24 protein-coding genes and 1 riboswitch are annotated in these 25,439 nt (G+C 35.2%); of the genes, 10 read left to right on the forward strand and 14 right to left on the reverse strand.

Annotated elements, in window-relative coordinates; all coding sequences use genetic code 11:
- Positions 1-9: 9 nt before the first annotated feature.
- The 3 genes from BLQ19_RS05925 to ileS form a co-directional block, all read right to left on the reverse strand.
- Positions 10-630 (reverse strand): DUF4097 family beta strand repeat-containing protein, encoded by a 621-nt coding sequence (locus BLQ19_RS05925; RefSeq protein WP_029447695.1) that lies wholly within the window; start codon positions 628-630, stop codon positions 10-12.
- A gap of 90 nt (positions 631-720) precedes the next feature.
- Positions 721-1,101 (reverse strand): TraR/DksA family transcriptional regulator, encoded by a 381-nt coding sequence (locus BLQ19_RS05930; protein WP_025616482.1) that lies wholly within the window; start codon positions 1,099-1,101, stop codon positions 721-723.
- A 5-nt stretch (positions 1,102-1,106) separates the two neighbouring features.
- Positions 1,107-4,508, reverse strand: coding sequence for an isoleucine--tRNA ligase (gene ileS / locus BLQ19_RS05935; protein ID WP_074537735.1), 3,402 nt, complete (start codon positions 4,506-4,508; stop codon positions 1,107-1,109).
- A 194-nt stretch (positions 4,509-4,702) separates the two neighbouring features.
- Here ileS and BLQ19_RS05940 point away from each other — a divergent pair, with 194 nt between their 5' ends.
- On the forward strand, positions 4,703-5,143 hold the full coding sequence (locus BLQ19_RS05940; protein WP_024482624.1) for a hypothetical protein: 441 nt from the start codon (positions 4,703-4,705) through the stop codon (positions 5,141-5,143).
- 59 nt (positions 5,144-5,202) lie between these two features.
- Here BLQ19_RS05940 and BLQ19_RS05945 read toward each other — a convergent pair whose 3' ends face one another.
- From BLQ19_RS05945 to BLQ19_RS05960, 4 genes are all read right to left on the reverse strand, one after another.
- Positions 5,203-7,632: a TonB-dependent receptor gene (locus tag BLQ19_RS05945; protein WP_083332203.1), complete on the reverse strand. Its 2,430-nt coding sequence runs from the start codon at positions 7,630-7,632 to the stop codon at positions 5,203-5,205.
- Entirely contained in the window at positions 7,616-8,335 is a 720-nt protein-coding gene (gene recO, locus BLQ19_RS05950; RefSeq protein WP_074537736.1) for a DNA repair protein RecO, read from the reverse strand. The genes BLQ19_RS05945 and recO overlap by 17 nt, the downstream gene beginning before the upstream one ends.
- A 136-nt stretch (positions 8,336-8,471) precedes the next feature.
- Positions 8,472-9,815: an NADP-specific glutamate dehydrogenase gene (gene gdhA / locus BLQ19_RS05955; RefSeq protein WP_074537737.1), complete on the reverse strand. Its 1,344-nt coding sequence runs from the start codon at positions 9,813-9,815 to the stop codon at positions 8,472-8,474.
- Positions 9,816-9,943: 128 nt separating this feature from the next.
- Complete coding sequence (locus tag BLQ19_RS05960) at positions 9,944-11,098, reverse strand: cystathionine gamma-synthase (RefSeq protein WP_074537738.1); 1,155 nt, start codon at positions 11,096-11,098, stop codon at positions 9,944-9,946.
- Positions 11,099-11,179: 81 nt separating this feature from the next.
- Between BLQ19_RS05960 and BLQ19_RS05965 the strand changes: the two genes are divergently transcribed.
- Entirely contained in the window at positions 11,180-11,929 is a 750-nt protein-coding gene (locus BLQ19_RS05965; RefSeq protein ID WP_074537739.1) for a DUF3298 and DUF4163 domain-containing protein, read from the forward strand.
- 1 nt (position 11,930) lies between these two features.
- Here the strand turns inward: BLQ19_RS05965 and BLQ19_RS05970 are convergent, their stop codons facing one another.
- Positions 11,931-12,389 (reverse strand): DinB family protein, encoded by a 459-nt coding sequence (locus BLQ19_RS05970; RefSeq protein WP_025616474.1) that lies wholly within the window; start codon positions 12,387-12,389, stop codon positions 11,931-11,933.
- 96 nt (positions 12,390-12,485) lie between these two features.
- On the opposite strand from BLQ19_RS05970, the gene BLQ19_RS05975 reads away from it, so the two are divergent.
- Together BLQ19_RS05975 and BLQ19_RS05980 are read left to right on the forward strand one after the other, a co-directional pair.
- Positions 12,486-12,839: an arsenate reductase family protein gene (locus BLQ19_RS05975; protein ID WP_029447686.1), complete on the forward strand. Its 354-nt coding sequence runs from the start codon at positions 12,486-12,488 to the stop codon at positions 12,837-12,839.
- On the forward strand, positions 12,836-13,729 hold the full coding sequence (locus BLQ19_RS05980) for a DMT family transporter (protein WP_024482616.1): 894 nt from the start codon (positions 12,836-12,838) through the stop codon (positions 13,727-13,729). The genes BLQ19_RS05975 and BLQ19_RS05980 overlap by 4 nt, the downstream gene beginning before the upstream one ends.
- On the opposite strand, the gene BLQ19_RS05985 is transcribed toward BLQ19_RS05980, so the two are convergent.
- Positions 13,713-14,189, reverse strand: a complete 477-nt coding sequence (locus BLQ19_RS05985) for an acyl-CoA thioesterase (protein WP_074537740.1) — start codon at positions 14,187-14,189, stop codon at positions 13,713-13,715. The genes BLQ19_RS05980 and BLQ19_RS05985 overlap by 17 nt on opposite strands.
- A 117-nt stretch (positions 14,190-14,306) precedes the next feature.
- On the opposite strand from BLQ19_RS05985, the gene BLQ19_RS05990 reads away from it, so the two are divergent.
- The 4 genes from BLQ19_RS05990 to thiD all read left to right on the forward strand — a co-directional run bounded on the left by BLQ19_RS05990 (position 14,307) and on the right by thiD (position 17,757).
- Positions 14,307-15,281, forward strand: a complete 975-nt coding sequence (locus BLQ19_RS05990; RefSeq protein WP_074537741.1) for an NAD(P)H-dependent flavin oxidoreductase — start codon at positions 14,307-14,309, stop codon at positions 15,279-15,281.
- A 6-nt stretch (positions 15,282-15,287) separates the two neighbouring features.
- Positions 15,288-16,247, forward strand: a complete 960-nt coding sequence (locus BLQ19_RS05995; protein WP_074537742.1) for a YheT family hydrolase — start codon at positions 15,288-15,290, stop codon at positions 16,245-16,247.
- 50 nt (positions 16,248-16,297) lie between these two features.
- Positions 16,298-16,777 (forward strand): c-type cytochrome, encoded by a 480-nt coding sequence (locus BLQ19_RS06000; RefSeq protein ID WP_029447683.1) that lies wholly within the window; start codon positions 16,298-16,300, stop codon positions 16,775-16,777.
- Between the two features lie 17 nt (positions 16,778-16,794).
- A riboswitch (TPP riboswitch) is annotated at positions 16,795-16,887 on the forward strand.
- A 57-nt stretch (positions 16,888-16,944) separates the two neighbouring features.
- Complete coding sequence (thiD, locus tag BLQ19_RS06005) at positions 16,945-17,757, forward strand: bifunctional hydroxymethylpyrimidine kinase/phosphomethylpyrimidine kinase (RefSeq protein WP_074537743.1); 813 nt, start codon at positions 16,945-16,947, stop codon at positions 17,755-17,757.
- Positions 17,758-17,764: 7 nt separating this feature from the next.
- Here thiD and BLQ19_RS06010 read toward each other — a convergent pair whose 3' ends face one another.
- Positions 17,765-19,393 (reverse strand): SulP family inorganic anion transporter, encoded by a 1,629-nt coding sequence (locus BLQ19_RS06010; protein WP_074537945.1) that lies wholly within the window; start codon positions 19,391-19,393, stop codon positions 17,765-17,767.
- Positions 19,394-19,595: 202 nt separating this feature from the next.
- Positions 19,596-20,516: a nicotinic acid mononucleotide adenyltransferase gene (locus tag BLQ19_RS06015; RefSeq protein ID WP_074537744.1), complete on the reverse strand. Its 921-nt coding sequence runs from the start codon at positions 20,514-20,516 to the stop codon at positions 19,596-19,598.
- A 171-nt stretch (positions 20,517-20,687) separates the two neighbouring features.
- Here BLQ19_RS06015 and BLQ19_RS06020 point away from each other — a divergent pair, with 171 nt between their 5' ends.
- The gene (locus tag BLQ19_RS06020) at positions 20,688-21,689 is read left to right on the forward strand and encodes an NAD(P)H-dependent glycerol-3-phosphate dehydrogenase (RefSeq protein ID WP_074537745.1); all 1,002 of its coding nucleotides are present in this window, start codon (positions 20,688-20,690) and stop codon (positions 21,687-21,689) included.
- 9 nt (positions 21,690-21,698) lie between these two features.
- On the opposite strand, the gene pbpC is transcribed toward BLQ19_RS06020, so the two are convergent.
- From pbpC to BLQ19_RS06035, 3 genes are read right to left on the reverse strand one after another with little or no spacing between them, the layout of a single operon-like run.
- Positions 21,699-24,047 carry a penicillin-binding protein 1C gene (gene pbpC, locus BLQ19_RS06025; RefSeq protein ID WP_074537746.1) on the reverse strand — a complete coding sequence of 783 codons (2,349 nt, stop codon included), beginning with the start codon at positions 24,045-24,047 and terminating at the stop codon, positions 21,699-21,701.
- Entirely contained in the window at positions 24,044-24,355 is a 312-nt protein-coding gene (locus BLQ19_RS06030; RefSeq protein ID WP_024482606.1) for an antibiotic biosynthesis monooxygenase family protein, read from the reverse strand. The genes pbpC and BLQ19_RS06030 overlap by 4 nt, the downstream gene beginning before the upstream one ends.
- Positions 24,356-24,362: 7 nt before the next feature.
- Positions 24,363-24,719 carry a hypothetical protein gene (locus tag BLQ19_RS06035; RefSeq protein ID WP_024482605.1) on the reverse strand — a complete coding sequence of 119 codons (357 nt, stop codon included), beginning with the start codon at positions 24,717-24,719 and terminating at the stop codon, positions 24,363-24,365.
- 141 nt (positions 24,720-24,860) lie between these two features.
- Here BLQ19_RS06035 and BLQ19_RS06040 point away from each other — a divergent pair, with 141 nt between their 5' ends.
- Positions 24,861-25,358: a CvpA family protein gene (locus BLQ19_RS06040; RefSeq protein ID WP_025616465.1), complete on the forward strand. Its 498-nt coding sequence runs from the start codon at positions 24,861-24,863 to the stop codon at positions 25,356-25,358.
- The last annotated feature ends 81 nt before the right edge of the window (positions 25,359-25,439 follow it).

Below are 25,439 nucleotides of genomic sequence, written 5' to 3' on the forward strand. Positions count from 1 at the left end.
ATAGTTATATTAATTGAGTTTCTTAAGATGTATATTTCCGGTAACTGATTTAAGATTATAAACATCGCTTCCGCTCTTTATTTCTTCAGATGACAACCGCCCATATTTGGTCTTGGCTGTTATTGTTCCAGAATCAGCAACTACGGTAATTGTTCCACTTTGTGTTTGTACGTTAGTGTCTACGCCCGTGTTTCTGAGGGTACAATTTCCATCATTTAATGAGACGTCTAAGTTTCTATAAAAACCAGAAACGTCTATATTGCTATAAGTTCCAAAAATTCTTACTCTTAAATGTTCTGGCACACTAACATGCAATGAAATAGACACCACCTTATGCGCACTTAACTTATCGTTTGGAGCTTCAAAGTTTAAATTAAAGCCAGTATCAATCAATAAGGTGCTCCCTTCTTCATGAATATTCAAACTAAGATTATCGCTATATTCTCCGGCCATTTTAGCCGCTACTATTACCTTATTACTTTTTGAAGTTGTTACGAAAACTGCATAACAATTGCTCGCATCTATTTCAATTGCAGTATCTACTGTATCAAAAATTGTTTTCTCAACTACCTTCTGAGCCTGCCCAAATTGCATTGATACAACTAAAAAAATAAAGCAAAGTACTTTCATTTTATAATTTTGGCTTGCATAAAAAAACCCGTACCAATGCACTTAACAAGTGACATCAAACACGGGATTTAAATTTTTATTGAAGAAAAATTACTGCATATTCTTAGCCTCGATACTTAAGGTAGCATGCGGAACTAATTTTAAGCGCTCTTTATTAATCAATTTTCCAGTCACTCTACAGATTCCGTATGTTTTGTTCTCAATACGCAGTACCGCATTTTTCAAATCACGAATAAATTTCTCTTGACGAATAGCCAACTGCGTATTTGCCTCTTTACTCATTGTAGCAGAACCTTCTTCAAAAGCTTTAAATGTTGGCGAGGTATCATCTGTACCATTATTTCCATCATTCATATAAGAGCTTTTTAAAAGTTCTAAATGACTTTTAGCTTTTTCAATTTTGTCTGTAATAAGCTCTTTAAATTCTGCTAAGTCTTTATCAGAGTATCTAACTTTTAAATCTTCAACCATAGTTTTTAGTGTTTTTGGATAAACAATTTGGTGTTCACCTCATCAAAGGCAATTTCCGTACCATTTTCTAATTCTTCTTCAAAATTTAGCTCAGCAGTTAAGGTCTCTGTTTTTATATAATCAAGATTACTAGCTACAGCATCTTCAACCAAACTATTTTTTAAAATTTTAATATTAATTCTATCTGTTACTTCAAAACCAGAGTCTTTTCTCAAATTCTGGATTCTATTAACCAGCTCTCTTGCAATTCCTTCTTTTCTTAATTCCTCATTAATAGTTACATCTAATGCAACTGTTAATGGTCCTGAAGTTGCCACTAGCCAACCCTCAATATCCTGAGAAGAAATCTCAACGTCTTGCAGCTGTAAAATACTACTTTTATTGTTAATTTCAATTGAAATTTCGCCCTGTTGCTCAATTTTTTGGATATCTTCCTGAGAAAATTTAGCTACTTCACTGGCAACCAGCTTCATATCTTTACCAAATTTTGGTCCTAAAACTTTAAAATTTGGCTTTATTTGCTTCACTAATATTCCAGAAGCATCATCTAAGAGCTCAATTTCTTTAACATTCACTTCCGACTTAATTAAGTCAGATACCGCCAAAATCTCATTCTTCTGCTTTTCATCTAAAACAGGAATCATAATTTTTTGTAATGGCTGGCGTACTTTTATCTTCTCTTTCTGACGAATAGAAAGTACTAACGACGATATGGTTTGCGCTTTGGCCATTTTGCTCTCTAACTCTTTGTTTACAATGTTTTCATCATAAACTGGGAAATCGGCCAAATGTACACTTTCAAAATTTTCTGTATGTGTTGTATTCGTTAAATCCTTGTAAAGCCTGTCCATAAAAAATGGAGAAACAGGAGCAGATAATTTAGAAACCGTTATTAAACAAGTATAAAGTGTTTGGTAAGCAGAAATCTTATCTTTTTGATAATCGCCCTTCCAAAAACGTCTTCTACATAAACGCACGTACCAGTTACTTAAATTCTCTTGTACATATTCTGAGATGGCACGTGTGGCACGTGTTGGCTCATAATCTGCATACGCTTCATCTACCGTTTTAATTAATGTATGTAACTCAGACAATACCCATTGATCTATTTCCGGTCTTTCCTTCAAGGGAATATCTTCTTCCTTATATTGAAAATTATCAATATTTGTATACAAAGCAAAAAACGAATAGGTATTATAAAGGGTTCCAAAGAATTTGCGCTTTACCTCAGCAATACCTTCTAAATCAAACTTTAAATTATCCCACGGGTTCGCATTTGATATCATGTACCAACGCGTAGCATCAGCACCATGCTCATTCATAGTTTCAAAAGGATCTGCCGCGTTTCCTAAACGCTTTGACATCTTTTTACCTTCTTTATCTAACACCAAACCATTAGAGACCACATTCTTGTATGCTACAGAGTCAAACACCATTGTAGCAATAGCATGTAAAGTATAAAACCATCCACGCGTTTGATCAACACCTTCTGCTATAAAATCTGCAGGAAAAGTTTTATTATCATCAATCAAATCTTTATTTTCAAATGGATAATGCCATTGAGCATACGGCATAGAACCAGAATCAAACCAAACATCAATTAAATCACTTTCGCGCTTCATTGGTTTTCCGGATGCTGAAACTAAGGTAATTTGATCTACTATATTTTTATGTAAATCTATTTTATCATAGTTTTCATCGGTCATGTTCCCGACTTCAAAATCTTCAAAAATATCTTTCTCAAGAACTCCTGCCGCTAATGCTTTTTGCATTTCTCCTTTCAGTTCCGCAACAGAACCAATCATTATTTCTTCTTTGCCGTCTTCTGTTCTCCAGATAGGTAAAGGAATTCCCCAATAACGAGAACGTGATAAGTTCCAGTCGTTTGCATTTGCCAACCAGTTACCAAACCTACCTTCTCCTGTAGCTTTGGGCTTCCAGTTTATTGTTTGATTAAGCTCAAACATTTTATCTTTAACATCTGTGACCTTAATAAACCATGAGTCTAACGGGTAATATAAAATAGGTTTATCCGTACGCCAGCAGTTAGGGTAACTATGCACATACTTTTCTACTTTAAATGCCTTATTCTCCTCTTTTAATTTAATAGCAAGCTCCACATCAATAGAACGCTCTGGCGCCTCGCCATCATCGTAATATTCATTCTTCACATATTTGCCACCAAATTCTTTTAATTCTGGTCTAAATTTACCTTGTAAATCTACTAAAGGAACTGGATTATTATTTTCATCCAAGACTAACATTGGAGGAATTTCTGGTACTGCTTGTTTTGCCACCATAGCATCATCTGCTCCAAAAGTAGGTGCGGTATGTACTATACCTGTACCATCTTCTGTAGTTACAAAATCTCCTGCAATAATTCTAAATGCATTTTCTGCATTCTGATATGGCAACACATAATCTATAAGTTGCTCATATTTTACCCCTACTAGATCTTTACCAATAATAGTATCTAAAACTAGATAAGGTATTTTTTTATCTCCTTCTTTATAGCTTGCTAATTCTTCTTCTGTTGCTACAGCTTTAAATTTTCCTGCGAATTGCTTCCCTACCAAAGGCTTTGCTAAAACAACCGTTATAGGATCAAACGTATATTGATTAAAGGTTTTAACTACGACATAATCTATCTTAGGCCCTACCGTTAATGCCGTGTTCGACGGTAAAGTCCACGGAGTGGTTGTCCAAGCAATAAAATGAATATCGCCTTTTATGTCATCAAAAAATGAAGGCAACGTCTCCCTTACCGCTTTAAACTGGGCCGTAACCGTAGTATCTGTTACATCTTGATAAGTTCCTGGTTGGTTTAATTCATGAGAACTTAAACCTGTTCCTGCTTTTGGAGAATACGGCTGAATAGTATATCCCTTATAAATAAGGTTTTTATTATAAATTTCTTTTAACAACCACCATACCGTTTCCATGTATTTAGGCTTGTAGGTAATGTATGGGTCTTCCATATCTACCCAATACCCAACCTGTTCGGTCATTTTATTCCAAACATCTGTATAACGCATTACCGCTTTTTTACAAGCAGCATTGTATTCTTCTACAGATATTTTAGTGCCAATATCTTCTTTGGTAATTCCTAATTCTTTTTCTACACCAAGTTCTATTGGTAATCCATGAGTATCCCAACCAGCTTTACGCTTTACTTGAAATCCTTTCATTGTTTTGTAACGCGGAAAAATATCTTTTATAGTTCTCGCCATTACATGGTGAATACCAGGCATACCGTTTGCAGAAGGTGGCCCTTCAAAAAACACATAGCTTTCTTTTCCCTCACGAGTAGCAATACTTTTTTCAAAAATATCGTTCTCTTTCCAGTATTTTAAAATCTCTTCTGCAACTACTGGTAAATCTAATCCTTTGTATTCCGCAAACTTCATAATAACTACTTCTGGTACTACATTTTAAGCCTGCAAAATTATAAATTTAGATTGAATAAATAGGTGTTCCTTTAAAATGATATGCACGAATAATTTAAAAGACAACATTTTGCTAACCCGCAGCAAAAACCAAAGCTCAATTATTATGGTTAACTTGCAAGTCATTAACTATTATAAATACAAAAATTAAAAACATGAAAAAAGTTATTTTAAGTGCCGTAATGATGCTTGCATTAAGTACTAGTTTTGTTTCTTGTAGAGATGCTGCAGACAAAGCTGCGGAAGCGACAGAAGCTACTGGCGATGCTATGAACGAGGCTGGTGAAGACCTAAAAGATATGGGTGAAGATGCTGCAAACAAAGCAGACGAAATAGGTACAGACATGAAAGAAGCTGGAAACAATGCTATTGAAGGCACTAAAGAATTAGGTGAAGACGCTGCTACTAAAATGAAAGAAGCCGGTACGGAAGTTAAAGACGCTGGAACAAAAGCAGTAGACGATGCAAAAGAGTTAGGAACTAAAACTGTAGATGGTGCCAAAGAACTAGGGACTAAAGCGGTTGACGGTGCAAAAGCTGCAGGTACTGAAGTTAAGACAAGTGCAGAAGAAGCTGCTGCTAAAATTAAGCAATAAGCACATATTACAATACTTAAGAAAATCCCTAACAACATTTTGTTACGGATTTTTTATGTTTAAAAAGTATATGCTACCGCTAAAACAAGATTTATTCCAGGAGCTACAATCCCAGAAGAATAACTGCGATACCTTTGATTTGTAATATTCTCCAAATTAATAGTAGTTTTTATCGCATTGGAAATGGCATACTGAGACCTAATATTTAAAGTATACCAAGAGGGCGCATATGGGTTGCCATTTGCATCTTCGGCATAAATATATGCCTTACTCTGCTCAGAAACAGCAAGATCATCAAAAGCAACTTCCCCATTGAAACTCAAGAATACATCGGTTTTAAATTTCTGATTTTTCCAGATGTAATGAATATCACCAAAGGTAGGCGCCACATGCCTTCCTGGAGAATCCGTCCCATCATCTTCTTCCTCTATTCCTTTGGTAATGGTAAGGTTAGAAATTAATGACATCCGTTCTGAAAAGGTCACATCTACACCAAATTCAAAGCCATATACGTAAGCCTTAGCTGCATTCTGTATGGCCTGCACATTGCTCAGCTCGCCATTATATTCAATTTCAGACATTCCGTTAAATTCAAAATCCCTGCGTACCAAAGCATCCACCATATACGTATAAAAAGTGGCCCCTTTCAACATCACTTTGTCTTTAATATTTTTCTGAATCCCTAGCTCCATATTATAAGCATACTCTGGTTCTAGATCTGGATTGGGAACTACAACAGAACTAGGTTCAGAATCAAAAATTTTACCCACGTCATCAATATTCGGCGCTCTAAAACCTGTAGATGCATTTGCCGTAATTTGCAAATCTGCTTTTGGAAACCAGCTCATTCCTAAACTACCGGTAAGTGCTCCTGTACTTAAATCTGCATTATCAAAAGGAAAACTATAATACGTATCGTCAAATTCTGCCGCTACCCAAACATGACTATATCTAATTCCTGACAGCAAAGAAAAATTAGGCTTCGCCTTATATTCTGTATTTATATACCCCGCTAACGTTTGCCATGTAGCCCCATCTGGATACCTACTTGCTGTAGCCGCAGTTTCTTCTGTATTACTATCTAACTGACTCCCGGTAGAATGCACTTTATTAAAAATATATTCCCCACCGTAATACAAGCGCAAATCTCCAATTCGTTTATTTTCAAAATCTATATTTGTAGATAAGGCATCTAACTTCTCTTCTGTACTATACAAAATAGAATCTTGAAAACCTCGGTCATGCCTGCTTTCTTCAAAATGCTGGTAGGCGGTAGTAATTTTTAAGCCATCATAAAACTTTCCTTTTCCATTTTTATTGAACTGCAAGTTACTCATCAACCATTTTTGAGGCCCGTAATACCATTCCGCAGAACGTAAGCCATCTCCAGCGCTATTGGGTCTAATTAAACGATCATACCTAGAATAATCTGAAGTTTCTGAATAGTAATTGCTCCAATTAATATCCCAATTTGTATTGGGTTTGAATGCTATTTTTTGAAGTAGATTAATTTGATTATAGCCTGTTGGCACCTGTAATCTATTATCCGTATTGGCCACTAAAACATCTTCACCATTATTAGTTTGCACATAGTTTTCTCTCAAATAGGAATCCTCACCATGCTTGCCCATTTTTAAATCGCCAAAATCATTATAAGATACACTCGTCAAGAAAGCCCATTGCTTTTTACCAATGTTAAAATCTACGTGAGCTGTATTTTCTGTATTTGCAGTAGCATACCTATAGTTTGCTACTCCATTAAAAAGAGTCTCATCTGTAGTAGAGAATTGCACTTTTTTAGTCAAAAAATTCATGACCCCGCCAATAGCATCACTACCATATATCACAGATCCAGGGCCAAATATAATTTCCGTATTTTTCACTGTAAACGGATCTATAGAAATTACATTTTGAATATTACCACCTCTAAATATGGCGTTATTCATGCGCACCCCATCTACTGAAAGCAACAACCTATTGGTTGAAAAACCCCTAATCATAGGACTACCACCACCTAACTGACTTTTTTGAACAAACACCTTACCACTATTTTGAAGTAAATCTGCCGAAGTTTGTGGCGCAGAAAAAGCGATAGATTTTGCATCAATAGAAACTATTTTTTGAGGAATGTCTTTCTTTTGTTGTTCCCATTTAGAAATAGACATGACTACTTCATTGAGCTCCTGAGCTTTTGGAAAAAGGTATAAGATATTCTCTTTTTTTAGCACTACTGCTTTTGTTGATTTAAAAATATCATAACCTAGATGCTTAAAAAAGATGCGTTCATTTTGATCAAAGAGACTCAAATCACATTTTCCATCAAAATCTGTAATGCTGGTCTTTGATTTATCGGTATTATAAACAGCCACATTTACAATAGGCTCTTTAGACTCTATATCTAAAATAGTAATCTCTTGTCCAGTTATAGATGCAGAAATAAAGAATAATAGTATTGCAAAACTTTTATACATTCTAACTAAAAACTTCATTTAAAATAGCAAGTGACTTAGGTTTTCTAAATCCGTGCAAATGTAATTCATAATAAAGAATTATTGATTTTAAGAGTTCTTGACGCTGCCGTTTACTCATCTTTATTGCGCTAATTGCATCAAAATTTATGCCCAAAAACTGTTTGAAATAATATAAATTCTCCCCTAGCACTATTGGATTTAGTGATAGTGAATAGGAAAAAGCCCCTTCTTGCAAATCAAAATAAGGTGCTTTGCTTTCTGATATATCTGGATAAAAACCAAAGTACTTGGTTAATACCATTAAAAAATAAAGATGAAAATTTGAAATTTCATCATGACTGTCTAACCATTGCAAGGATGCTTCTAAAAATTCAAATAAGTTATCATTATCTTCTTCTTCTTGAATACTATTACTTAGCATTTCTGCTAGAAAAAAGGTTAACGCATTTTTAGCAATGTTGGTGTGTAAACTTTGGTAATGGTAGCTAGGTTTTGCCTCTCTAACCGTTTCTAATGTTCCTTTATTTTTATGATAGGCCACCAATTCTAATTGCATTAATGGCTGAAAGTACGCGGTTTTTAGCTTTCCTTTTTTAGAAGCCAACACTCCTTTGAGCAAGTATGATTTTAATCCGTCTGATGCTGTGTAAATTTTTACAATCAAACTGGTATCTCCATATTTTAAAGCGGATAATACTATGGCTTTGGTGGTGACTTGCATCTTGCTTTTTAAAGTAGTGCAAAGATAGGGTTTTGCTTGGTTAGATTTCTAAGCTAAAAGCAATCAAAAAATGACATAAAAAATGCGAAGCTTCCTCACAGAAACTTCGCATTTTACATATATTAAGGTCTTAATCTTAAATAACTCCTTGTGCTAGCATGGCATCGGCAACTTTAACGAAACCAGCAATGTTTGCTCCTTTTACATAGTTGCAATACCCATTCTCATCTTTCCCGTATTCAATACAAGAATCATGAATATCACTCATAATATCCTTTAAACGACCATCAACCTCTTCTCTTGTCCAACTAATACGTAATGAATTTTGAGACATTTCTAATCCTGAAGTTGCTACACCACCTGCGTTAGACGCTTTTCCTGGAGCGAATAATATTTTAGCCTCATGAAACTCATGTATCGCTTCTGGAGTAGAAGGCATGTTTGCACCTTCCGCCACACAAATACATCCATTTTTAATTAATGTTTTTGCATCAGCACCACTCAATTCATTTTGAGTAGCACATGGCAATGCAATATCACAACTCACCTCCCATGGTGTTTTTCCTGCATGAAAAGTTGCCGAAGCATATTTATCCGCATATGCAGAAATACGACCTCTTTGGTTGTTCTTAAGATCCATTACAAATTCCAACTTCTCTGTATCTATACCATCTTTATCATGGATATATCCTTGAGAATCTGAAAGGGTTAATATTTTAGCCCCTAATTGCAATGCTTTTTCTGCAGCATATTGCGCAACGTTACCAGAACCTGAAATTACCACATTCTTACCAGCAAAATCTTTTCCTTGCGTTTGCAACATACTTTGTGCAAAGTACACCGTACCATATCCTGTTGCTTCAGGACGGATTAATGAACCACCCCAAGAACGTCCTTTACCCGTTAATACTCCGGTAAATTCATTTCTAATCTTCTTGTACATTCCGAATAAGAAACCAATCTCTCTTGCACCAACACCAATGTCACCCGCAGGCACATCTGTATTTGGCCCAATATGACGGTTTAATTCTAACATAAAGGCATGGCAAAAACGCATCACTTCGTCATCCGATTTTCCTTTAGGATCAAAATCTGACCCTCCTTTACCACCACCCATTGGCAATGTGGTTAAACTGTTTTTAAATACTTGCTCAAAAGCTAAGAATTTAAGGATACTTGCATTTACAGATGGATGAAAACGTAAGCCACCTTTATAAGGGCCTATGGCAGAATTCATCTGAATTCTATAACCTCTGTTTACATGTATTTCTCCTTTGTCATCTACCCAGGCAACTCTAAAAGAAATTAAGCGCTCTGGCTCCACCATACGTAGCAATATATTCTTGCCATTGTAGATTTTATTTTTTGCAATGTACGGGATTACAGTTTCCGCTACTTCTTGCACTGCTTGAATGAATTCTGGCTCATGACCGTTTCTGGTCTTTACCTCCTCCATAAATACTCTAATTTTTTCGTCCATATCTTTAAATAGATTCTGTTGCTAACTTCGACTCGTTAAAGGTCCTTATTATTGAATTTAAAATATAACGGCAAAATTATACTATTATCGTAATTTGAAGTCCTTTTTTTTAAAAATTTAATAAATATTTATCGCAAAGCGTACTCCAAATCAGCAATTAGATCATTTACATCCTCAATACCAACACTTAATCGGATTAATGCATCGACAATACCCACCTTTTCACGGGCCTCTTTTGGAATACTTGCATGCGTCATACTTGCAGGATGCCCCACTAGACTCTCTACTCCTCCTAACGACTCTGCTATGGTAAATATTTTAAGCTGCTCGATAATTTTCATCGCATCGTCCTTATTACTCCCTTTAGGAACAAAAGAAATCATGCCTCCAAAACCATTCATTTGCGCTTTAGCAATATTATGGTTGGGATGGTTTTCAAAACCTGGCCAAAATACTTTTTCTATTTTCGGATGCTGTGCTAAAAAACGAGCAATAGCTTCTCCATTTTCACAGTGTCTTTGCATTCTTACGTGTAGCGTTTTTATACCTCTAAGTACCAAAAAACTATCCATAGGACCACAAATGGCACCACTCGCATTCTGAATAAAATATAGCTGTTCTGCCAATTCTTTATCCTTGACTACTAAACCTCCTAAAACCACATCACTATGTCCACTTAAATACTTACTAGCAGAATGCATTACAATGTCTGCTCCTAAATCTAACGGTTGCTGTAAAAAAGGACTTGCAAAGGTATTATCTACTGCCAACAACACCTTATGCTTTTTCGCGAGCACCCCAATTTCCTTGATATCTAAAATATTCATCATTGGATTGGTTGGTGTTTCCACCCAAATAAGTTTAGTATTGGCTGTGATGTAGGCTTCTATAGCAGCAGGTTCTTGCATCCCCACAAAATGAAATACAATTCCGTATTTTTCAAAAATCTTTTTAAATAAACGATAGCTACCACCGTACAGATCGTCAGTAGAAATAACTTCATCACCAGGACTCAACAATTTTAAGACCGCATCAATGGCAGCCAAACCGCTTCCAAATGCCATACCATAGTTTCCGTTTTCTATACTCGCCAATGATTTTTCAAGAGCAGAGCGGGTAGGATTAGCACTTCGAGAGTAGGCAAAACCTTGATGTTCACCAGGACTAGCTTGAGCATATGTAGATGTCTGATAGATAGGAGGCATCACGGCACCATATGCTTTATCTGGCTCTTGACCTCCGTGAATAACCTTAGTATTAAATTTTATTTTATTTTCATTCATAACACATGATTGTACTTACAAATGTACTGTTATCTTTGCCGCAGCATTTACAGTACAGATTTAGAAAAAATTCTTAGAAATATGAAACTAAAGTTAACCATTTTAATCTTTTCCCTAGTTGTTTTAGGATGCAAAAAAAAAGATGAATTAACCCTTGCTCCTTTAAACTATAAAAGCGAAAATTGCGCAGATTGTCCTGAGGTACTTATCGAAATTTTTGAATTTAAAGACGATACCGATCTTTCTAAAAATATAAATGCGAGCCTTAAAAAAGAAGTCATCAATGAATTACTATATGATGATGAAGTTAAGGTTGCCACTGTTGAGGAAGCTATTAGCTCCTTTAAAGAGGGCTATCTAGATCTTAAAAAAATGTATCCCGAAGAAACTCTTAGCTGGGAGGCTACTATTAAAGGTGACATTATTTTTGAAAACAAAGATATTCTCACTATCAAATTAGAAACCTATATTTTTACAGGAGGAGCACACGGATATAGCGCTACTAGACTTCTAAATTTTGATAAGAAAAAAGGAGATCAATTAGAAAACTGGCAGCTTATTAAAGATAAAGATCGTTTTACACATTTGGCTGAAATAAAATTTAAGATTCAAGAAGACATCCCTCAAAATGGGTATATTAACAGTACAGGTTTTATGTTTGAAAATGACATTTTCTACCTTCCTAACAACATGGGCTTCACAGAAAAAGGGCTCCTATTGATCTACAATCAATATGAAGTTGCATCCTATGCCGATGGCCCAATAAAGCTTGTTCTCCCTTATGATGAAATTAAAAACTACATCACTGTTAAAATAAAAAAAGAAAAGTAGATTATAGCTGTACTTTTAATAAAGCTAGAATTGCTCCCATATGTAAACCTTCGTGGTATACATTAAAAGCAATGGCATCTTCTACTTTGCTCAATGTAATATTTACACTAGTGGTATAGGCTGCAAACGATTTAAAAACACCTTTATCATAATCTTCTTGCATCCATTCTACGGTAGAAAAAAGAAAACCTGAAATTAAATCTATTTCTTCATCTGTAGCATTCCCATCAGGAAGACTGCCTTTTCTAAATTTCTCTACAAGCTCATCAGAAACACGCATTGGTACACCACTTAATTTATAAATTAACACTTGCTGCGTAACCACCACGTGCGCAATATTCCACCATATATTATTACGAAAACCCTCGGGAATTTTTAGTAATTGCTCTCTAGGAGTATCTTTTAAAAATTTATATAAGATTTTTCTGTTCTGAAGTGTGATATTAAAAAGCTTTTCCAAAATGTTCTGTTTAATTATGTTTTAAAAATAGAACATTTCTATAGAATTGGGTTTCTTTGCAGTAAGATTAACATCAATTTAATTGTTTAGAAGGCGATGAAGAAAATATACCACTTAAGCACCTGCGATACTTGTCAAAGAATTATAAAAGAACTTCAACCTTTAGAAGGCTTTACGCTTCAAGATATCAAAACAGAAACCATTACGCCAGAACAACTTGAAGAAATGCATGCTTTAACGCAGAGCTATGAAGCCCTATTCAGTAAAAGAGCTCGCTTATACCGAGAAAGAGGATTAAACGAAAAAGCTTTAACTGAAACAGACTACAGAGATTTAATCTTGGAACAGTATACTTTTCTAAAACGCCCCGTAATTATCGTACAGGATAAAATTTTCGTTGGTAACAGTAAAAAAGTAGTAGCCGCTGCCTCTGAATACATACACCATTGAGCAAAAGAACACTAGCATTACTAGCCGCTTTTGGCGCTACTTTTATCTATGGCATTAATCATACGATTGCAAAAGAAGTAATGCCTACTTATGTACAACCTTTTGGGTTTATTTTTTTAAGGTTGATGGGTGCTACCGTTTTATTTTGGTGCATGACGCCTTTTATTCCAAATGAGAAAATTGAACGACGTGATTGGGGTCGGTTTCTTATTTGTGCCATTGCAGGAATGGGCATTAATATGCTCTCTTTCTTCAAAGGCCTAGAACTATCTACCCCTATAAATAGCGCCGTATTAATTACAGTGACGCCCATTATTGTTGTGGTATTATCTGCCTTATTTATTAAAGAGAAAATAACGTGGCAAAAAGGAGTAGGGATTTTTATTGGACTTATCGGCGCACTGACTTTAGTGCTTTTTGGTGCGGAAAACAGAACCGATGCTGCAAATATCCCCTTAGGTAATTTCTTATTTATTATAAACTCTCTTTCCTACGGAATATATCTTATTCTCGTAAAAAAACTGATCACCAAATATCACCCATTTGGTGTACTAAAATGGTTGTTTTTAATCGGCACACTAATCAGTTTACCGCTAACCTTACCTGATTTTTTAGAAATTCAATGGGCTGATCTACCTTTTAATATTTTAGGAGCCATTGCTTTCGTAATTCTAGGAACTACATTCTGCACCTACTTATTTAATGGATTTGCATTAACACAGTTAAAAGCAACTACCGTTGGCGCATTCGCTTACCTGCAACCATTAATTGGTGTCGTATTTGCGATTTTATCAGGTAAAGACCAATTAAACCTACTAAAATTAACAGCCATGTTACTCGTGCTCTTGGGGGTATACTTGGTTAGCAAAAAAGCTAAACCAAGTCTTTAGGTACTTTTACAAATTTACGTGTATCTTCTTTAGATAGCACTCTAAAATTATCAGGCTTTTCCGCCTTATTAAAAGCCTTTAAAAAATCATCTGTTAGTCCGGTTAAGCTTCTTGTTTTTAAATCTATCCAAGCTCCCATCATCTCGCAATGCGCAAAATTTCTTCCCTTATTATCGTAGAAATTATGATGAAATTCAAAAAACTTTCCATCTTCACTCATTCCTACTACTTCCATAGACACTTTTACAGGCTTACCCAAAAAAGCTTCTTTAAAATAATAAATATGCTCATAGAACACAACAGGGCCAATTTCATGCTCTGCCATTGTTTGGTGTGTAAAACCTAATTCCATCAAATAAGCCATACGTGTATGACTCATAAAATTTAAATATGCCGAGTTTGCAAGGTGCCTATTAGCATCTACATCACTCCATCTAATTTCAAAATCTTTTAAATACATCCTGTAATTTTTTTGTTATGCATGCATAATAATCGTAAAAATACCATAGTTTTGATAAATCAAGGAAAAATATTCCTAAAAAATTGTAGTATTTTTATAGTATCAAAATCTAATCTTATGGATCAAAAGCCGTCGTTCATCAAAAATTTATCGTTACCAATTGTTGCAGCACCAATGTTTTTAATATCTGGACCGCAATTAGTCATCGAATGTTGTAAAAATGGTGTTGTAGGTACTTTTCCTGCATTAAATCAACGAACTAGCGAAGGGTTTGAAGCGTGGTTAATAGAAATAAAGACCGCTTTAGCAGATTTTGAAAAAGAAACAGGTAAAAAGGCTGGTCCGTTTGGTGTAAATCTTATCGTACACCCAACCAATCCAAGATTAGAGGCAGACGTTAAATTATGTGTAAAACATAAAGTTCCATTAATCATAACTTCCTTAGGGGCTGTATCGCAGGTTGTAGATGCTATTCATAGTTATGGCGGAATTGTATTTCATGATATTATCAAAAAGAGACATGCCGAAAAAGCAGCAGAAGCTGGTGTAGACGGTTTAATCCTTGTGTCTGCTGGGGCAGGTGGCCATGCAGGAACTATTAATCCAATGACTTTAGTTGCCGAAATAAAGAAGTTTTTTCACAAAACCATTTTACTTTCTGGATGCATTAGTACGGGTAGAGATGTTGCATCAGCCCTACAAATGGGAGCAGATTTAGCCTATATGGGTACCCGTTTTATCAACACTACAGAAAGCAAAGCTACGGATGAATACCGAAAAATGATTATTGATGCTGGTGCCAGTGATGTGGTTTATACCGCATCTATTTCTGGTGTACACGCTAACTTTTTAGGTGCAAGTTTAAAAGCCGCTGGGATTACAGAAGAAGATTTAAAGAAAGATGTGAAAATTGATTTTGGAAAGGAACTAGACACAGAAGCCAAAGCATGGAAAACAATATGGTCTGCAGGGCAAGGTGTTGCCATGATTGATGATATTGAACCTGTAGCTGATTTAGTTTCAAAACTTAAAACCGAATTCAAATCTGCTATCGAAGAACAAATTAAAGTTCTAGAAGTATATCCGAAATAATGAAATATGCCCTTAGTAGCCTCTAACTACAACCCTCCAATCTTATTTAAAAACGGACATTTATCTACCATTTATTCTGGTATTTTTAGAAAAATAGACGGTGTTGTACAAGAAAGAGAACGAATTACTTTATCTGACACAGATTTTCTAGATCTTGACTGGAGCTTTGCTACACAAAAGTCAGATAAAGTTATTATTCTTATACATGGTTTAGAAGGCAGCGCCCAGCGGCCGTATATCACAGGTAGCGCAAAAGTTTTTAATCAAAATGGTTATGATGCTTGCGCTATTAATTTAAGAAGCTGTAGCGGTGTCCCAAATTATTTATTTAGATCGTATCATTCTGGCGCCACAGAAGATTTAGAAGCCGTAATTGATCACTTATTAAAAAATAAATCCTACACTGAAATTTTTATCAAAGGCTTTAGTCTCGGTGGAAATTTAACTTTAAAATACTTAGGAGAAGAACGGATAATTCCTAAAGAAATAAAAGGTGCCGTAGCGGTTTCTGTTCCTTGCGATCTTCATAGTTCCTTAAAGCAATTGTTGCGCCCTAAGAATGCCTTGTATGCGGCTAGATTTAAGAAACATTTGGTAGAAAAATTACAATCAAAACAAAAACTTTTCCCTGATAAAATATCAGACCAAGATATTAACAGCATCAAAACACTCAAAGACTTTGATGATATCTACACCAGTAGAGCACATGGTTTTACGGATGCCATTGATTATTATACCCAATCTAGCTGCCGTCAATTTTTACCTAGCATTAATATACCAACCTTGATTATTAATAGCAAGAACGATTCTTTTTTAGGACCGGAATGCTACCCATACGCCGAAGCAAAAAATAATGAAAAGCTGTTTCTTGAAACCCCTAATTTTGGCGGTCATGTGGGCTTTTACGGCGTTAAAAATACCACCTACACAGAGAAAAGATGTTTAAATTTTTTGAATGAACTCTAATAAATAATTAGAATACTTATCTTAGTACATTAATTAACTCATGTTTAAAAATGAAAAAAATAGTTGGCGTTTTAGCATTAGCAGTCCTTTTAGCTAGTTGTGGTGAGAAAAAGGAAGAGAAAAAAGATGGTTTTGAAATGAACCGTACTAAAACAGAAAAGAAAGCTGAAGAAACCAATGCAGAAGTTCCTGTAGATATGGACAATGAAGGTATTGGCCCTTTTAAAGGCATTTCATTCCCTGAAGATATAGATACTGAATTAGCAGCGAAAGGCGAAGCTAAATACAACGGAGTTTGTACGGCTTGCCATATGCCTAATCAACGTTTAATTGGACCTGCTTTATCTGGTGTTTACGAAAGAAGAAATGCTTCTTGGGTAATGAATATGATTAGTAACCCAACACAAATGATCAAAGAAGATCCTATCGCAAAAGCTTTACTTAAAGAATACAACAATGCTATCATGTTAGATAGTAATTTGTCTGACGAAGATACAAGAGCTATTGCCGAGTATCTAAGAACTTTATAATAGTACATTTAGCTTTACGTGTTCGTTAGGGGTGCTCTGTATGGGCTGAGAAACTACCCTTTGAACCTGATTTGTTTAATTGCAACGAAGGGAAACGAGTATTGCTTAATAACAACACACCTGTTATTTATGCAGCCGCTCCTTTTGTGACTTTAATTTAGCACAAAATGGCTGTGAAAAAATTTAAAACCGTATTGGCTATTGCTGGTAGCGACTCTGGAGCTGGAGCCGGCATACAGGCTGACTTAAAAACCATAAGCGCTTGCGGAGGCTATGGAACCACAGCAATTACGGCACTTACCGCGCAAAATACTTTGGGCGTTTTTGACATTCACCCAATTCCCGCAAAACATTTAAAAAGTCAGATTGAAGCTGTTCTGGATGATATTGGAACGGATGCTCTTAAAATTGGCATGCTGCACAATGCAGAAACAATACACACGGTAGTTGATGCTCTAACAAAATACCAAACACCAAATATTGTCGTAGACCCTGTTATGGTAGCCACCTCAGGAGATACACTTTTAAGAATGGACGCTATTACCGCTTTAAAAAGCAATCTTTTCCCTCTTGCTAGACTAATTACTCCCAATATTCCAGAATGTGCATTATTACTCAACACAACCATTACAGAAACTTCTGATTTAAAGGTATTAGCCAAAAAACTAGGGAAGTTATACAACACCTCTGTATTATTAAAAGCTGGACATTTAAATCACAACTTTCTTATAGATGTTCTGTACAATAATGAAAACAATACTTTGATTGAATTACCATCTAAGAAAGTAGTTACTAAAAATACGCATGGCACTGGGTGCACGCTTTCAGCTGCTATTGCTACTTTTTTAGCGAAAGGAAATTCTCTAGAAGAAGCGGTAAAAGAAGGTAAGTTATATTTAGAACAAGCGATTATAAATAGTACGAGCCATATCCTTGGAAAAGGTCATGGCCCGCTACATCATTTTTATAAGTTTTGGTAATCTTTATTTAATCATCATAATTAAAACCATCTGCAACAACTTTATATTTAGGGTCTTCTAAAACGTTCACATCAACAATATCATCTGCTGTAGCTAATAATTTAATACAATCCTTACTCAAGTGTTTTAAGTGCAATTTCTTGCCTGCATTCTTGTAGCGTTCTGAAAGTTTATTAATCGCTTCAATCCCAGACATATCTGCAATACGACTATCTTTAAAATCTATAACAACCTCTTCAGGATCATTTGCAACGTCAAACTTTTCTGTAAAACCAGTGGTAGAACCAAAGAACAATGGACCAAATATTTCATAGGTTTTAACTCCGTTTTCATCCGTACTTTTTCTAGCCCTAATTCGCTTAGCATTTTCCCAAGAAAACGCAAGAGCTGATATAATAACACCAATGAATACTGCTATTGCTAAATCGAAAAATACAGTGATTGCTGATACTGCTATTAATACAAAAGCATCCGATCTAGGTATTTTCTTTAAGATTCTAAAACTAGACCATGCAAAAGTTTCTATTACCATCATAAACATCACTCCAATCAACGCTGCTATTGGAACTTGCTCTATATAGGTATCTGCAAATAAAATAAATGAAAGTAAGGTTAATGCCATTACAATACCTGATAAACGACCTCTACCTTTAGCATTGATATTAATTACCGTTTGGCCAATCATACCACAACCACCAGTACCTCCTAGTAAACCACTAGCAATGTTACCCATACCTTGTGCAACACATTCTTTATTACCTCTACCGCGGCTATCAGTTAATTCATCTACTAAATTTAAGGTCATTAAACTTTCAATTAAACCCACACTAGCTGCTAAGAAAGCGTAAGGCAAGATAAACGTAAACGTATCTAAATTGAAAGGCAACAATTGCCATAATTCTTTATTTGGTGTTGGAAATTCACCACTTAAACCATCTCCACCACCTTCTCTAATATAAGATCCTACTGTAGTTACATCTAAATCTAAAAGAATAACTCCAAATGTGGTAATCAAAATAGCGGTTAACGCAGCAGGAATTTTCGTGGTAAGCTTTGGTAAAAAATGAATGATAGCCATCGTAAATAACACCAACCCAATCATAAAAAATAATTCAGGGCCATGCATAAATACACTCATATATTTCTCAACAGCATCAGGATCTGTATTAGGCACTTTATGGCTAAACATTTTTACTTGAGCCATGAATATTACAATAGCTAAACCGTTTACAAATCCCATCATTACAGAATGCGGAATTAAACGCACAAAGCGACCCAGTTTTAAAACCCCAGCAAATATTTGAATTATCCCCATTAAAATAACGGCTCCTAATAGGTAATAGTAGCCCATATTTTCCACCGGAATATCAAATTCTAAACCTCTTACATGACCTTCTTTAATTAAGTTTACAAAAATTACAGCTACAGCACCCGCAGCTCCAGAAATTAACCCTGGTCTACCCCCAAATATGGCCGTAATTAATCCAATAATAAATGCACCTGACAAGGCAACTAAGGGGTCTATGTTTGCCACAAAAGCAAAAGCAACTACCTCAGGAATCATCGCTAGGGAAACTGTAACTCCTGCGAAAAAATCGTTTTTAGGATTGGAAGTAAGTTTTTTGATAAAATTCATTTCTTGTACTAATTTTTTTGAAGTTGCAAAAGTACCACTTTTCAACTGCGCAATACCACCTACCTCTAATTATAACATAATTAACAGATTAGCCCTTTACTTTTTAGCAATTCTTAAATAGAATTAAAAATTTTATACTAAAAAACCGCTGCAAGAGCTTACTCTCACAGCGGTTTAAACAACCTACCAACTAAAAATTCTTCTATTTTTTCTGTCTTGTTACCTTCATTGTAGGGTTAGAAACTTTTACCCTCTTTTTGGCATTAGCAGCATCCTCCGATTTTAAGTATTGAATATACCCACGTCCTTTAAATTCATAAGAAGTTCCGCTATCCGGATGATACAATTCTATAGTACCATCATTAATTACATATAATTCAAAATAATCATCACCTATAAAATCATAACTTAAGGTTAATGCTTTTAAAGAGTCATCATTTGCTATATCATATACTTGATAATCCCCTTCAAAATCCCACTGTAAATTACCAACACTAGTTCCTGGCCCATCTATAGATGATCTAAAAAAGTCACCATTGTCTCCGGATAAAAATTGTAAGAAATGCTCATTATCAAAATCGTTTATTGCTCCTGCCTGACTGGTAAATACTTTTTCCCATGCATCATATTCTTGTAAGAAATACTTAATATTCTCGTAGAACACCATATCATAATCAAAATTGCTGCGTTGGTATCCCCTTAAAAAATAAGACGTATCTGTTCTTCTATGGTATAGTTCTATTGTAGCATTATTCACTACAAAAACTTCTAGATCATAAAAGCCATCTAGGTCGTGATCTATTTCTAAAAGACCACGAGCGCCATCATAGACGCCTACATCTATACCAAAGCCGTTTCCAGATTTACCAATACCTACTAAGTTATTATTTGCATATAATGTACCCCCAACAAAAGAAACTGTAAATGCTCTTTGTAAAAATGGCACTTCGCCATTTCCTTGTGTTGCATTAATATCTATGTACCATAAATCTTTTGATGCTAGAACCTGATTAACGTTAAACACTGGTTCCTCAATAAAATCATCTGCTACAATAACTTCTGTATAACATGAAGAAGCTAATAATCCTAGGAATACAAATCCGAATAGTAATTTTATTTTCATAATCTAAAATTTTATGGTTGCTAGGTATAAAACAATTCTCGTGCCAAAAATATTATAGTACTGATTATCATCATTTTATATTATCTTGATTTTGACTAATTTTGCAAAAGACAGATGGGTTTTATTAAGCCTTGGAGAAAGACAATACTTTAATTTTTTAAAGATTGAATTATGAATAGAGATTTGAAATTTGCCGTTTTGGGCGGTGGAAGTTGGGCAACTGCAATTGTAAAAATGTTAACAGAAAATGTAGACACCTTACAATGGTTTATGCGCAATACGGATGCCATAGAACATATAGAAACACAAGGACATAATCCTAATTATTTAAGCTCTGTAGAGTTTGATACTACGCAATTACAATTAACCAATGATATTAATATTGCCGTAAGCAATGCTGATATTATCATTTTTGTAGTACCCTCGGCTTTTTTAGAGGCAGAACTATCTAAACTAACCGTTTCTTTAAAAGGAAAGACCTTGTTTTCTGCAATTAAAGGTATTGTTCCAGAAACTGGACTCATTGTTGGAGAGCATTTACATAAAAAATACACTATTCCTTATGAAAATATTGGAGTAATTACGGGTCCTTGTCACGCAGAAGAGGTTGCTTTAGAGCGCTTATCTTACCTAACCATTGCATGTGGTGACAAACATAAAGCAGAAATTGTAGCAGAACATTTAAGTAGCGATTATATCAAAACAAAGATTTCTGATGATATCATAGGTACAGAATACGCTGCAATGCTAAAAAACATCTATGCTATTGCTGCCGGAATTGCTCATGGCTTAGGATATGGCGATAATTTCCAGAGTGTCCTTATGAGTAATGCTATTCGCGAAATGAAACGTTACATTAAAAGAGTACATAGCATGAAACGTAATATTAATAACTCTGCCTATTTGGGCGACTTATTAGTAACCGGCTATTCTGTTTTTAGTAGAAACAGGATGTTTGGGAATATGATAGGAAAAGGCTACACGGTTAAAAGTGCCATGATGGAAATGAAAATGGTTGCAGAAGGGTTCTACGCAACAAAAAGTGCCTACAAACTAAACAACGATAGAAAAAAGAAATCTAAAACGCCCATTTTAGATGCTGTTTATCAAGTGCTTTACAATGATAAAAATGCCAAGAAAATATTCAAAGACCTAACCGATAAATTGGATTAAGCTCAATTCCTATTGAATGGTGATCACGATGCTAGCCTCATTTCCTAGTTCATCAACTACTGATATCGTATGATCACCTTCATCTGGTAAAATAGCAAGTTCATGAAAATCCTTAGTTTCTTTAAGGTACGTACTATTTAAATACCAAAATACTCTTGTCTCGGGCTTCGCATGTGCCAATTTTAAAACGAGCTCATTTTTTTTCCCTTCAAAATTTTTAGCTAAAGTAATGCGACTTCTATCTTTAGGATAGATGAACTCCATAGTTGGCACCATAACAGAAACGCAATCATTTCTAAATTCAGGCAGTGTTTTATACGATGGATGTGTGCGCTTGTAATAATACTCCATTAAGGGAGGAAGTACAAACCAAGACGCTGTAACTGTGTTTGATAAATCTTCGCAGGAAGAATTGATTCTAAACTGCCTATGCTGATCTAAATGAACCAATTCATGATAGGTGCAAGCACTTACATAGTTTTGCTTTTTAGGAATATCAATCGTTTTTTTAGGGCAAACCTCTGTAGCCAAATATCCGCTTTCAGCACACACCACTACAGAAACAAATTCATCTAAAGGCTTAGAAAACCAAGTAGAATTGGGTAACACATCAAAAACATCAAACAAAATAGGCGCGGCACTAGATACCCCTGTGGTATTTGGTCTTCCTTCTCCATCTGCATTTCCTACCCAAACACCTACCACATAGTCTGTAGTTACCCCAATTGCCCAAGCATCTTTATTCCCAAAACTAGTTCCTGTTTTCCACGCTATTTCTTTGCTAGAATCATAAAATTCCCAAGACTCACTGCCTTCTGGCCTGTTCACTTCTTTCATCGCTTCAAAAGTCAGGTAAATACTACCTGCATCAAAAACAGTTTTGCTTTGAGATTTAGCACCAAAATCTAAAGTACTATTATGAAAATAGGTGGGCTCTGTAAATTCATTTTTAAAATACTCGCTAGAGCTTTTATTATAATGATTTACGGTAGAAGCAAGGTTTGCATAGGTTTTACACAAATCCCACAGGTTACTTTCTGCCCCCCCTAAGATTAAGGTCAACCCGTAATGGTCTGCCGTTTTATTCAAGCCGCCTAATTCAAAAACATTTAATTGATCTCTAAATTTTTCTAAACCATAAGACTGTAATAAACGTACTGCAGGGATATTCAGCGACCGTGCTAATGCTTTTTTTGCTTCGATAGCACCACTATACGATTCATTAAAATTTTCTGGAGTATACCCCGCAATTTGCGTAGGCACATCTGGCACTAGCATATCTGGCAACAATTCCCCACCATCTAACATAGCCGCATAAAGCAAAGGTTTTAGCACACTTCCCGTACTTCTATTGGCTTGCACCATATCTACGTCTTTCTCATGATCTTTATCTGTTGGTGCATTACCCACATAAGCCAGTACTTTTCTGGTTTTTACATCTAATACCAACACTGCCGTATTATAAACTAGATTTTGTTTTAGAGTATTATACTGTTTGCGAACGATAGCATTTACATTTCTTTGCAGCTCTTGGTTGATACTGCTTTTAATGCGTTGTCCTTTTTTGGTTTTAGCAACATAATGCACAAAATGTGATGCATAACGCGGCAACGCATAAGGTTTTTGAGGCAAGTCTTCTAACAAAGCTAAATTGTACGTGGTCCCATCTATGACACCTTGATTGAAGAGTTTCAACAGCAACCTATTTCTCTTCAATAATAATTTAGATTGATTTTTTCCTGGATATATTAAACTTGGAGCATTAGGTAATACTGCTAAGGTTGCAGATTCTGCCCAAGATAATTGATGTGGTAAGAGTCCAAAATAACGCCAAGAAGCCACTTCTAATCCAACGACATTTCCTCCAAACGGAGCATGGCTAGCATAAAGATTTAAAATCTCTTCTTTAGAATAGCTAAACTCCAAGCGCGTTGCTAGTATTAGTTCTACAAATTTTTCAGCGTAAGAGCGACTTTTATACTCTCTAGATAAGCGTATTACTTGTTGTGTGAGTGTACTTCCTCCTCGAACTGTTTTTCCTGCTGCTACGTTTGCTCCAATAGCCTTAGACATTGAAACCGGATTAAAACCAGGATGCTTATAAAAATAAGCATCTTCAAAATTAAGAAGGCATGTTTTAAATTTAAAAGGAACACTATCTACTACAGGAAAGCGCCATTGACCATCATCTGCAATTTTTGCCCCTAATAATTCTCCTTGCTTACTTTCTACGACTGTAGCGGTGGGTGCATTAAACAATACTGTGGGCAAACAAAAATAATAGGCAATTAAAAACACTGCTAGGACTAACAGTTTTTTAGGGTGCTTTTTTAGAATCTTAAATAGCCTTTCTTTCAAGTAGTGAGGGTATTGAATTCATACTCTCTTTCAACCAAACAAATCCGAACTTTATACCAAGAATACCACTCTTTTTGACCTTTTTTCTGAGCAAACCTATGGTCTAAATTTTTTTTCCAAGTTGCAATAGCTGCTAAACTTGTCCAATAACTTACCGTAATACCCACTTCTTCCCTTGCACTTTCAATACCTATAAAACCTTGTTCTTTTTCCGCAAGGGCCTCCATCTCCTGAGCCATTTCCCCATATCCATGATCACCATCTGTTCTTGTAGATGTGAAAATTACGGCATAGTAAGGCTCTTTCATGGTGCGTCTATTTAATATATTCTTTTTCTATAAAGTAATTTACAATCGCTTCTTTCATTAATACCGATTGTTCTCCTGCCTTAAGTGGCGGTAATTCTTCTTTCATAATATAATGCGGCCAACCTTCTTCATCAAAATAATCAAACGTATAAAAACCATAAGGCTCCAATAAACGACAAATTGCTATATGCATAAGATCTAGCTTTTCGTCCTTTTTGTAGGACCTATGGTATTTTCCTAATTCCTGAACACCTACCAAATAAATAATAGCGTCTAATTCTAATGTATCGCCGTCTGCAAATTGTGCTGATAATTTTTCTAGCAACACATCCCAACGTTCTTTTAATTGTATATCTCTTGACATTATAGTTTCATTTATCTCAATGAATAAAAATAGCACTTCATATACTACCTATGACAATTCTTATCTTAATAGGTACACAGTATTTTTAATTCTTTTCAAAGGTACAAATCAAAGTTTTATATTTGCCTTAAAGCAAGCAATATGAATTTTTTAGATATAGTTTTTGGATTAATCCTTGTTTGGGGGTTTTATATAGGGTTTAAAAACGGCTTATTTGTTGAAATAGCATCTATCATAGCGCTTATTGCTGGTATTTATGGCGCAATACATTTCTCCTACATCACTGGAACGTATTTAGCAGAAAATATGGATTGGAATGAACAGTATATGAATATTGCTTCTTTTGTTATAACCTTTATTATAATTGTTGTTTTAATTCATTTATCAGCAAAACTGTTGACCAAGATTGCTGATTTTGCCATGCTTGGATTTTTGAATAAAATAGCTGGTGGAATTTTTGGAGCTCTGAAAGTATCTATTATCATTGGCGCACTACTTCTCTTTTTTAGTTCGATGGCAGAAACCACCAATCTTATTAACGAAGAAACCAAGAAAGAATCTAAACTCTACGAACCTTTAAAAGCAATCGGGGCGCTAATTTTTAGTAATATTTTAAAATTTGAACCGACTGAAAGCTAGGTTATTAAAATTTATATGTACGAATTTTCCTCATTTACGAGTGGCGAATTTAGTGATTTGGTGATTTCAGGCATATATTTC

Source organism: Cellulophaga baltica (assembly GCF_900102165.1).
GTDB classification, from domain to species: Bacteria; Bacteroidota; Bacteroidia; order Flavobacteriales; family Flavobacteriaceae; genus Cellulophaga; species Cellulophaga baltica.

Excerpts from the sequence above, each read along its gene's own strand:
- BLQ19_RS05925 (WP_029447695.1), bottom strand. The coding sequence starts at position 630 with ATGAAAGTACTTTGCTTTATTTTTTTAGTTGTATCAATGCAATTTGGG.
- BLQ19_RS05930 (WP_025616482.1), bottom strand. The coding sequence starts at position 1,101 with ATGGTTGAAGATTTAAAAGTTAGATACTCTGATAAAGACTTAGCAGAA.
- ileS (WP_074537735.1), bottom strand. The coding sequence starts at position 4,508 with ATGAAGTTTGCGGAATACAAAGGATTAGATTTACCAGTAGTTGCAGAA.
- BLQ19_RS05940 (WP_024482624.1), top strand. The coding sequence starts at position 4,703 with ATGAAAAAAGTTATTTTAAGTGCCGTAATGATGCTTGCATTAAGTACT.
- BLQ19_RS05945 (WP_083332203.1), bottom strand. The coding sequence starts at position 7,632 with ATGAAGTTTTTAGTTAGAATGTATAAAAGTTTTGCAATACTATTATTC.
- recO (WP_074537736.1), bottom strand. The coding sequence starts at position 8,335 with ATGCAAGTCACCACCAAAGCCATAGTATTATCCGCTTTAAAATATGGA.
- gdhA (WP_074537737.1), bottom strand. The coding sequence starts at position 9,815 with ATGGACGAAAAAATTAGAGTATTTATGGAGGAGGTAAAGACCAGAAAC.
- BLQ19_RS05960 (WP_074537738.1), bottom strand. The coding sequence starts at position 11,098 with ATGAATGAAAATAAAATAAAATTTAATACTAAGGTTATTCACGGAGGT.
- BLQ19_RS05965 (WP_074537739.1), top strand. The coding sequence starts at position 11,180 with ATGAAACTAAAGTTAACCATTTTAATCTTTTCCCTAGTTGTTTTAGGA.
- BLQ19_RS05975 (WP_029447686.1), top strand. The coding sequence starts at position 12,486 with ATGAAGAAAATATACCACTTAAGCACCTGCGATACTTGTCAAAGAATT.
- BLQ19_RS05985 (WP_074537740.1), bottom strand. The coding sequence starts at position 14,189 with ATGTATTTAAAAGATTTTGAAATTAGATGGAGTGATGTAGATGCTAAT.
- BLQ19_RS05990 (WP_074537741.1), top strand. The coding sequence starts at position 14,307 with ATGGATCAAAAGCCGTCGTTCATCAAAAATTTATCGTTACCAATTGTT.
- BLQ19_RS05995 (WP_074537742.1), top strand. The coding sequence starts at position 15,288 with ATGCCCTTAGTAGCCTCTAACTACAACCCTCCAATCTTATTTAAAAAC.
- BLQ19_RS06000 (WP_029447683.1), top strand. The coding sequence starts at position 16,298 with ATGAAAAAAATAGTTGGCGTTTTAGCATTAGCAGTCCTTTTAGCTAGT.
- thiD (WP_074537743.1), top strand. The coding sequence starts at position 16,945 with ATGGCTGTGAAAAAATTTAAAACCGTATTGGCTATTGCTGGTAGCGAC.
- BLQ19_RS06010 (WP_074537945.1), bottom strand. The coding sequence starts at position 19,393 with ATGAATTTTATCAAAAAACTTACTTCCAATCCTAAAAACGATTTTTTC.
- BLQ19_RS06015 (WP_074537744.1), bottom strand. The coding sequence starts at position 20,516 with ATGAAAATAAAATTACTATTCGGATTTGTATTCCTAGGATTATTAGCT.
- BLQ19_RS06020 (WP_074537745.1), top strand. The coding sequence starts at position 20,688 with ATGAATAGAGATTTGAAATTTGCCGTTTTGGGCGGTGGAAGTTGGGCA.
- BLQ19_RS06030 (WP_024482606.1), bottom strand. The coding sequence starts at position 24,355 with ATGAAAGAGCCTTACTATGCCGTAATTTTCACATCTACAAGAACAGAT.
- BLQ19_RS06035 (WP_024482605.1), bottom strand. The coding sequence starts at position 24,719 with ATGTCAAGAGATATACAATTAAAAGAACGTTGGGATGTGTTGCTAGAA.
- BLQ19_RS06040 (WP_025616465.1), top strand. The coding sequence starts at position 24,861 with ATGAATTTTTTAGATATAGTTTTTGGATTAATCCTTGTTTGGGGGTTT.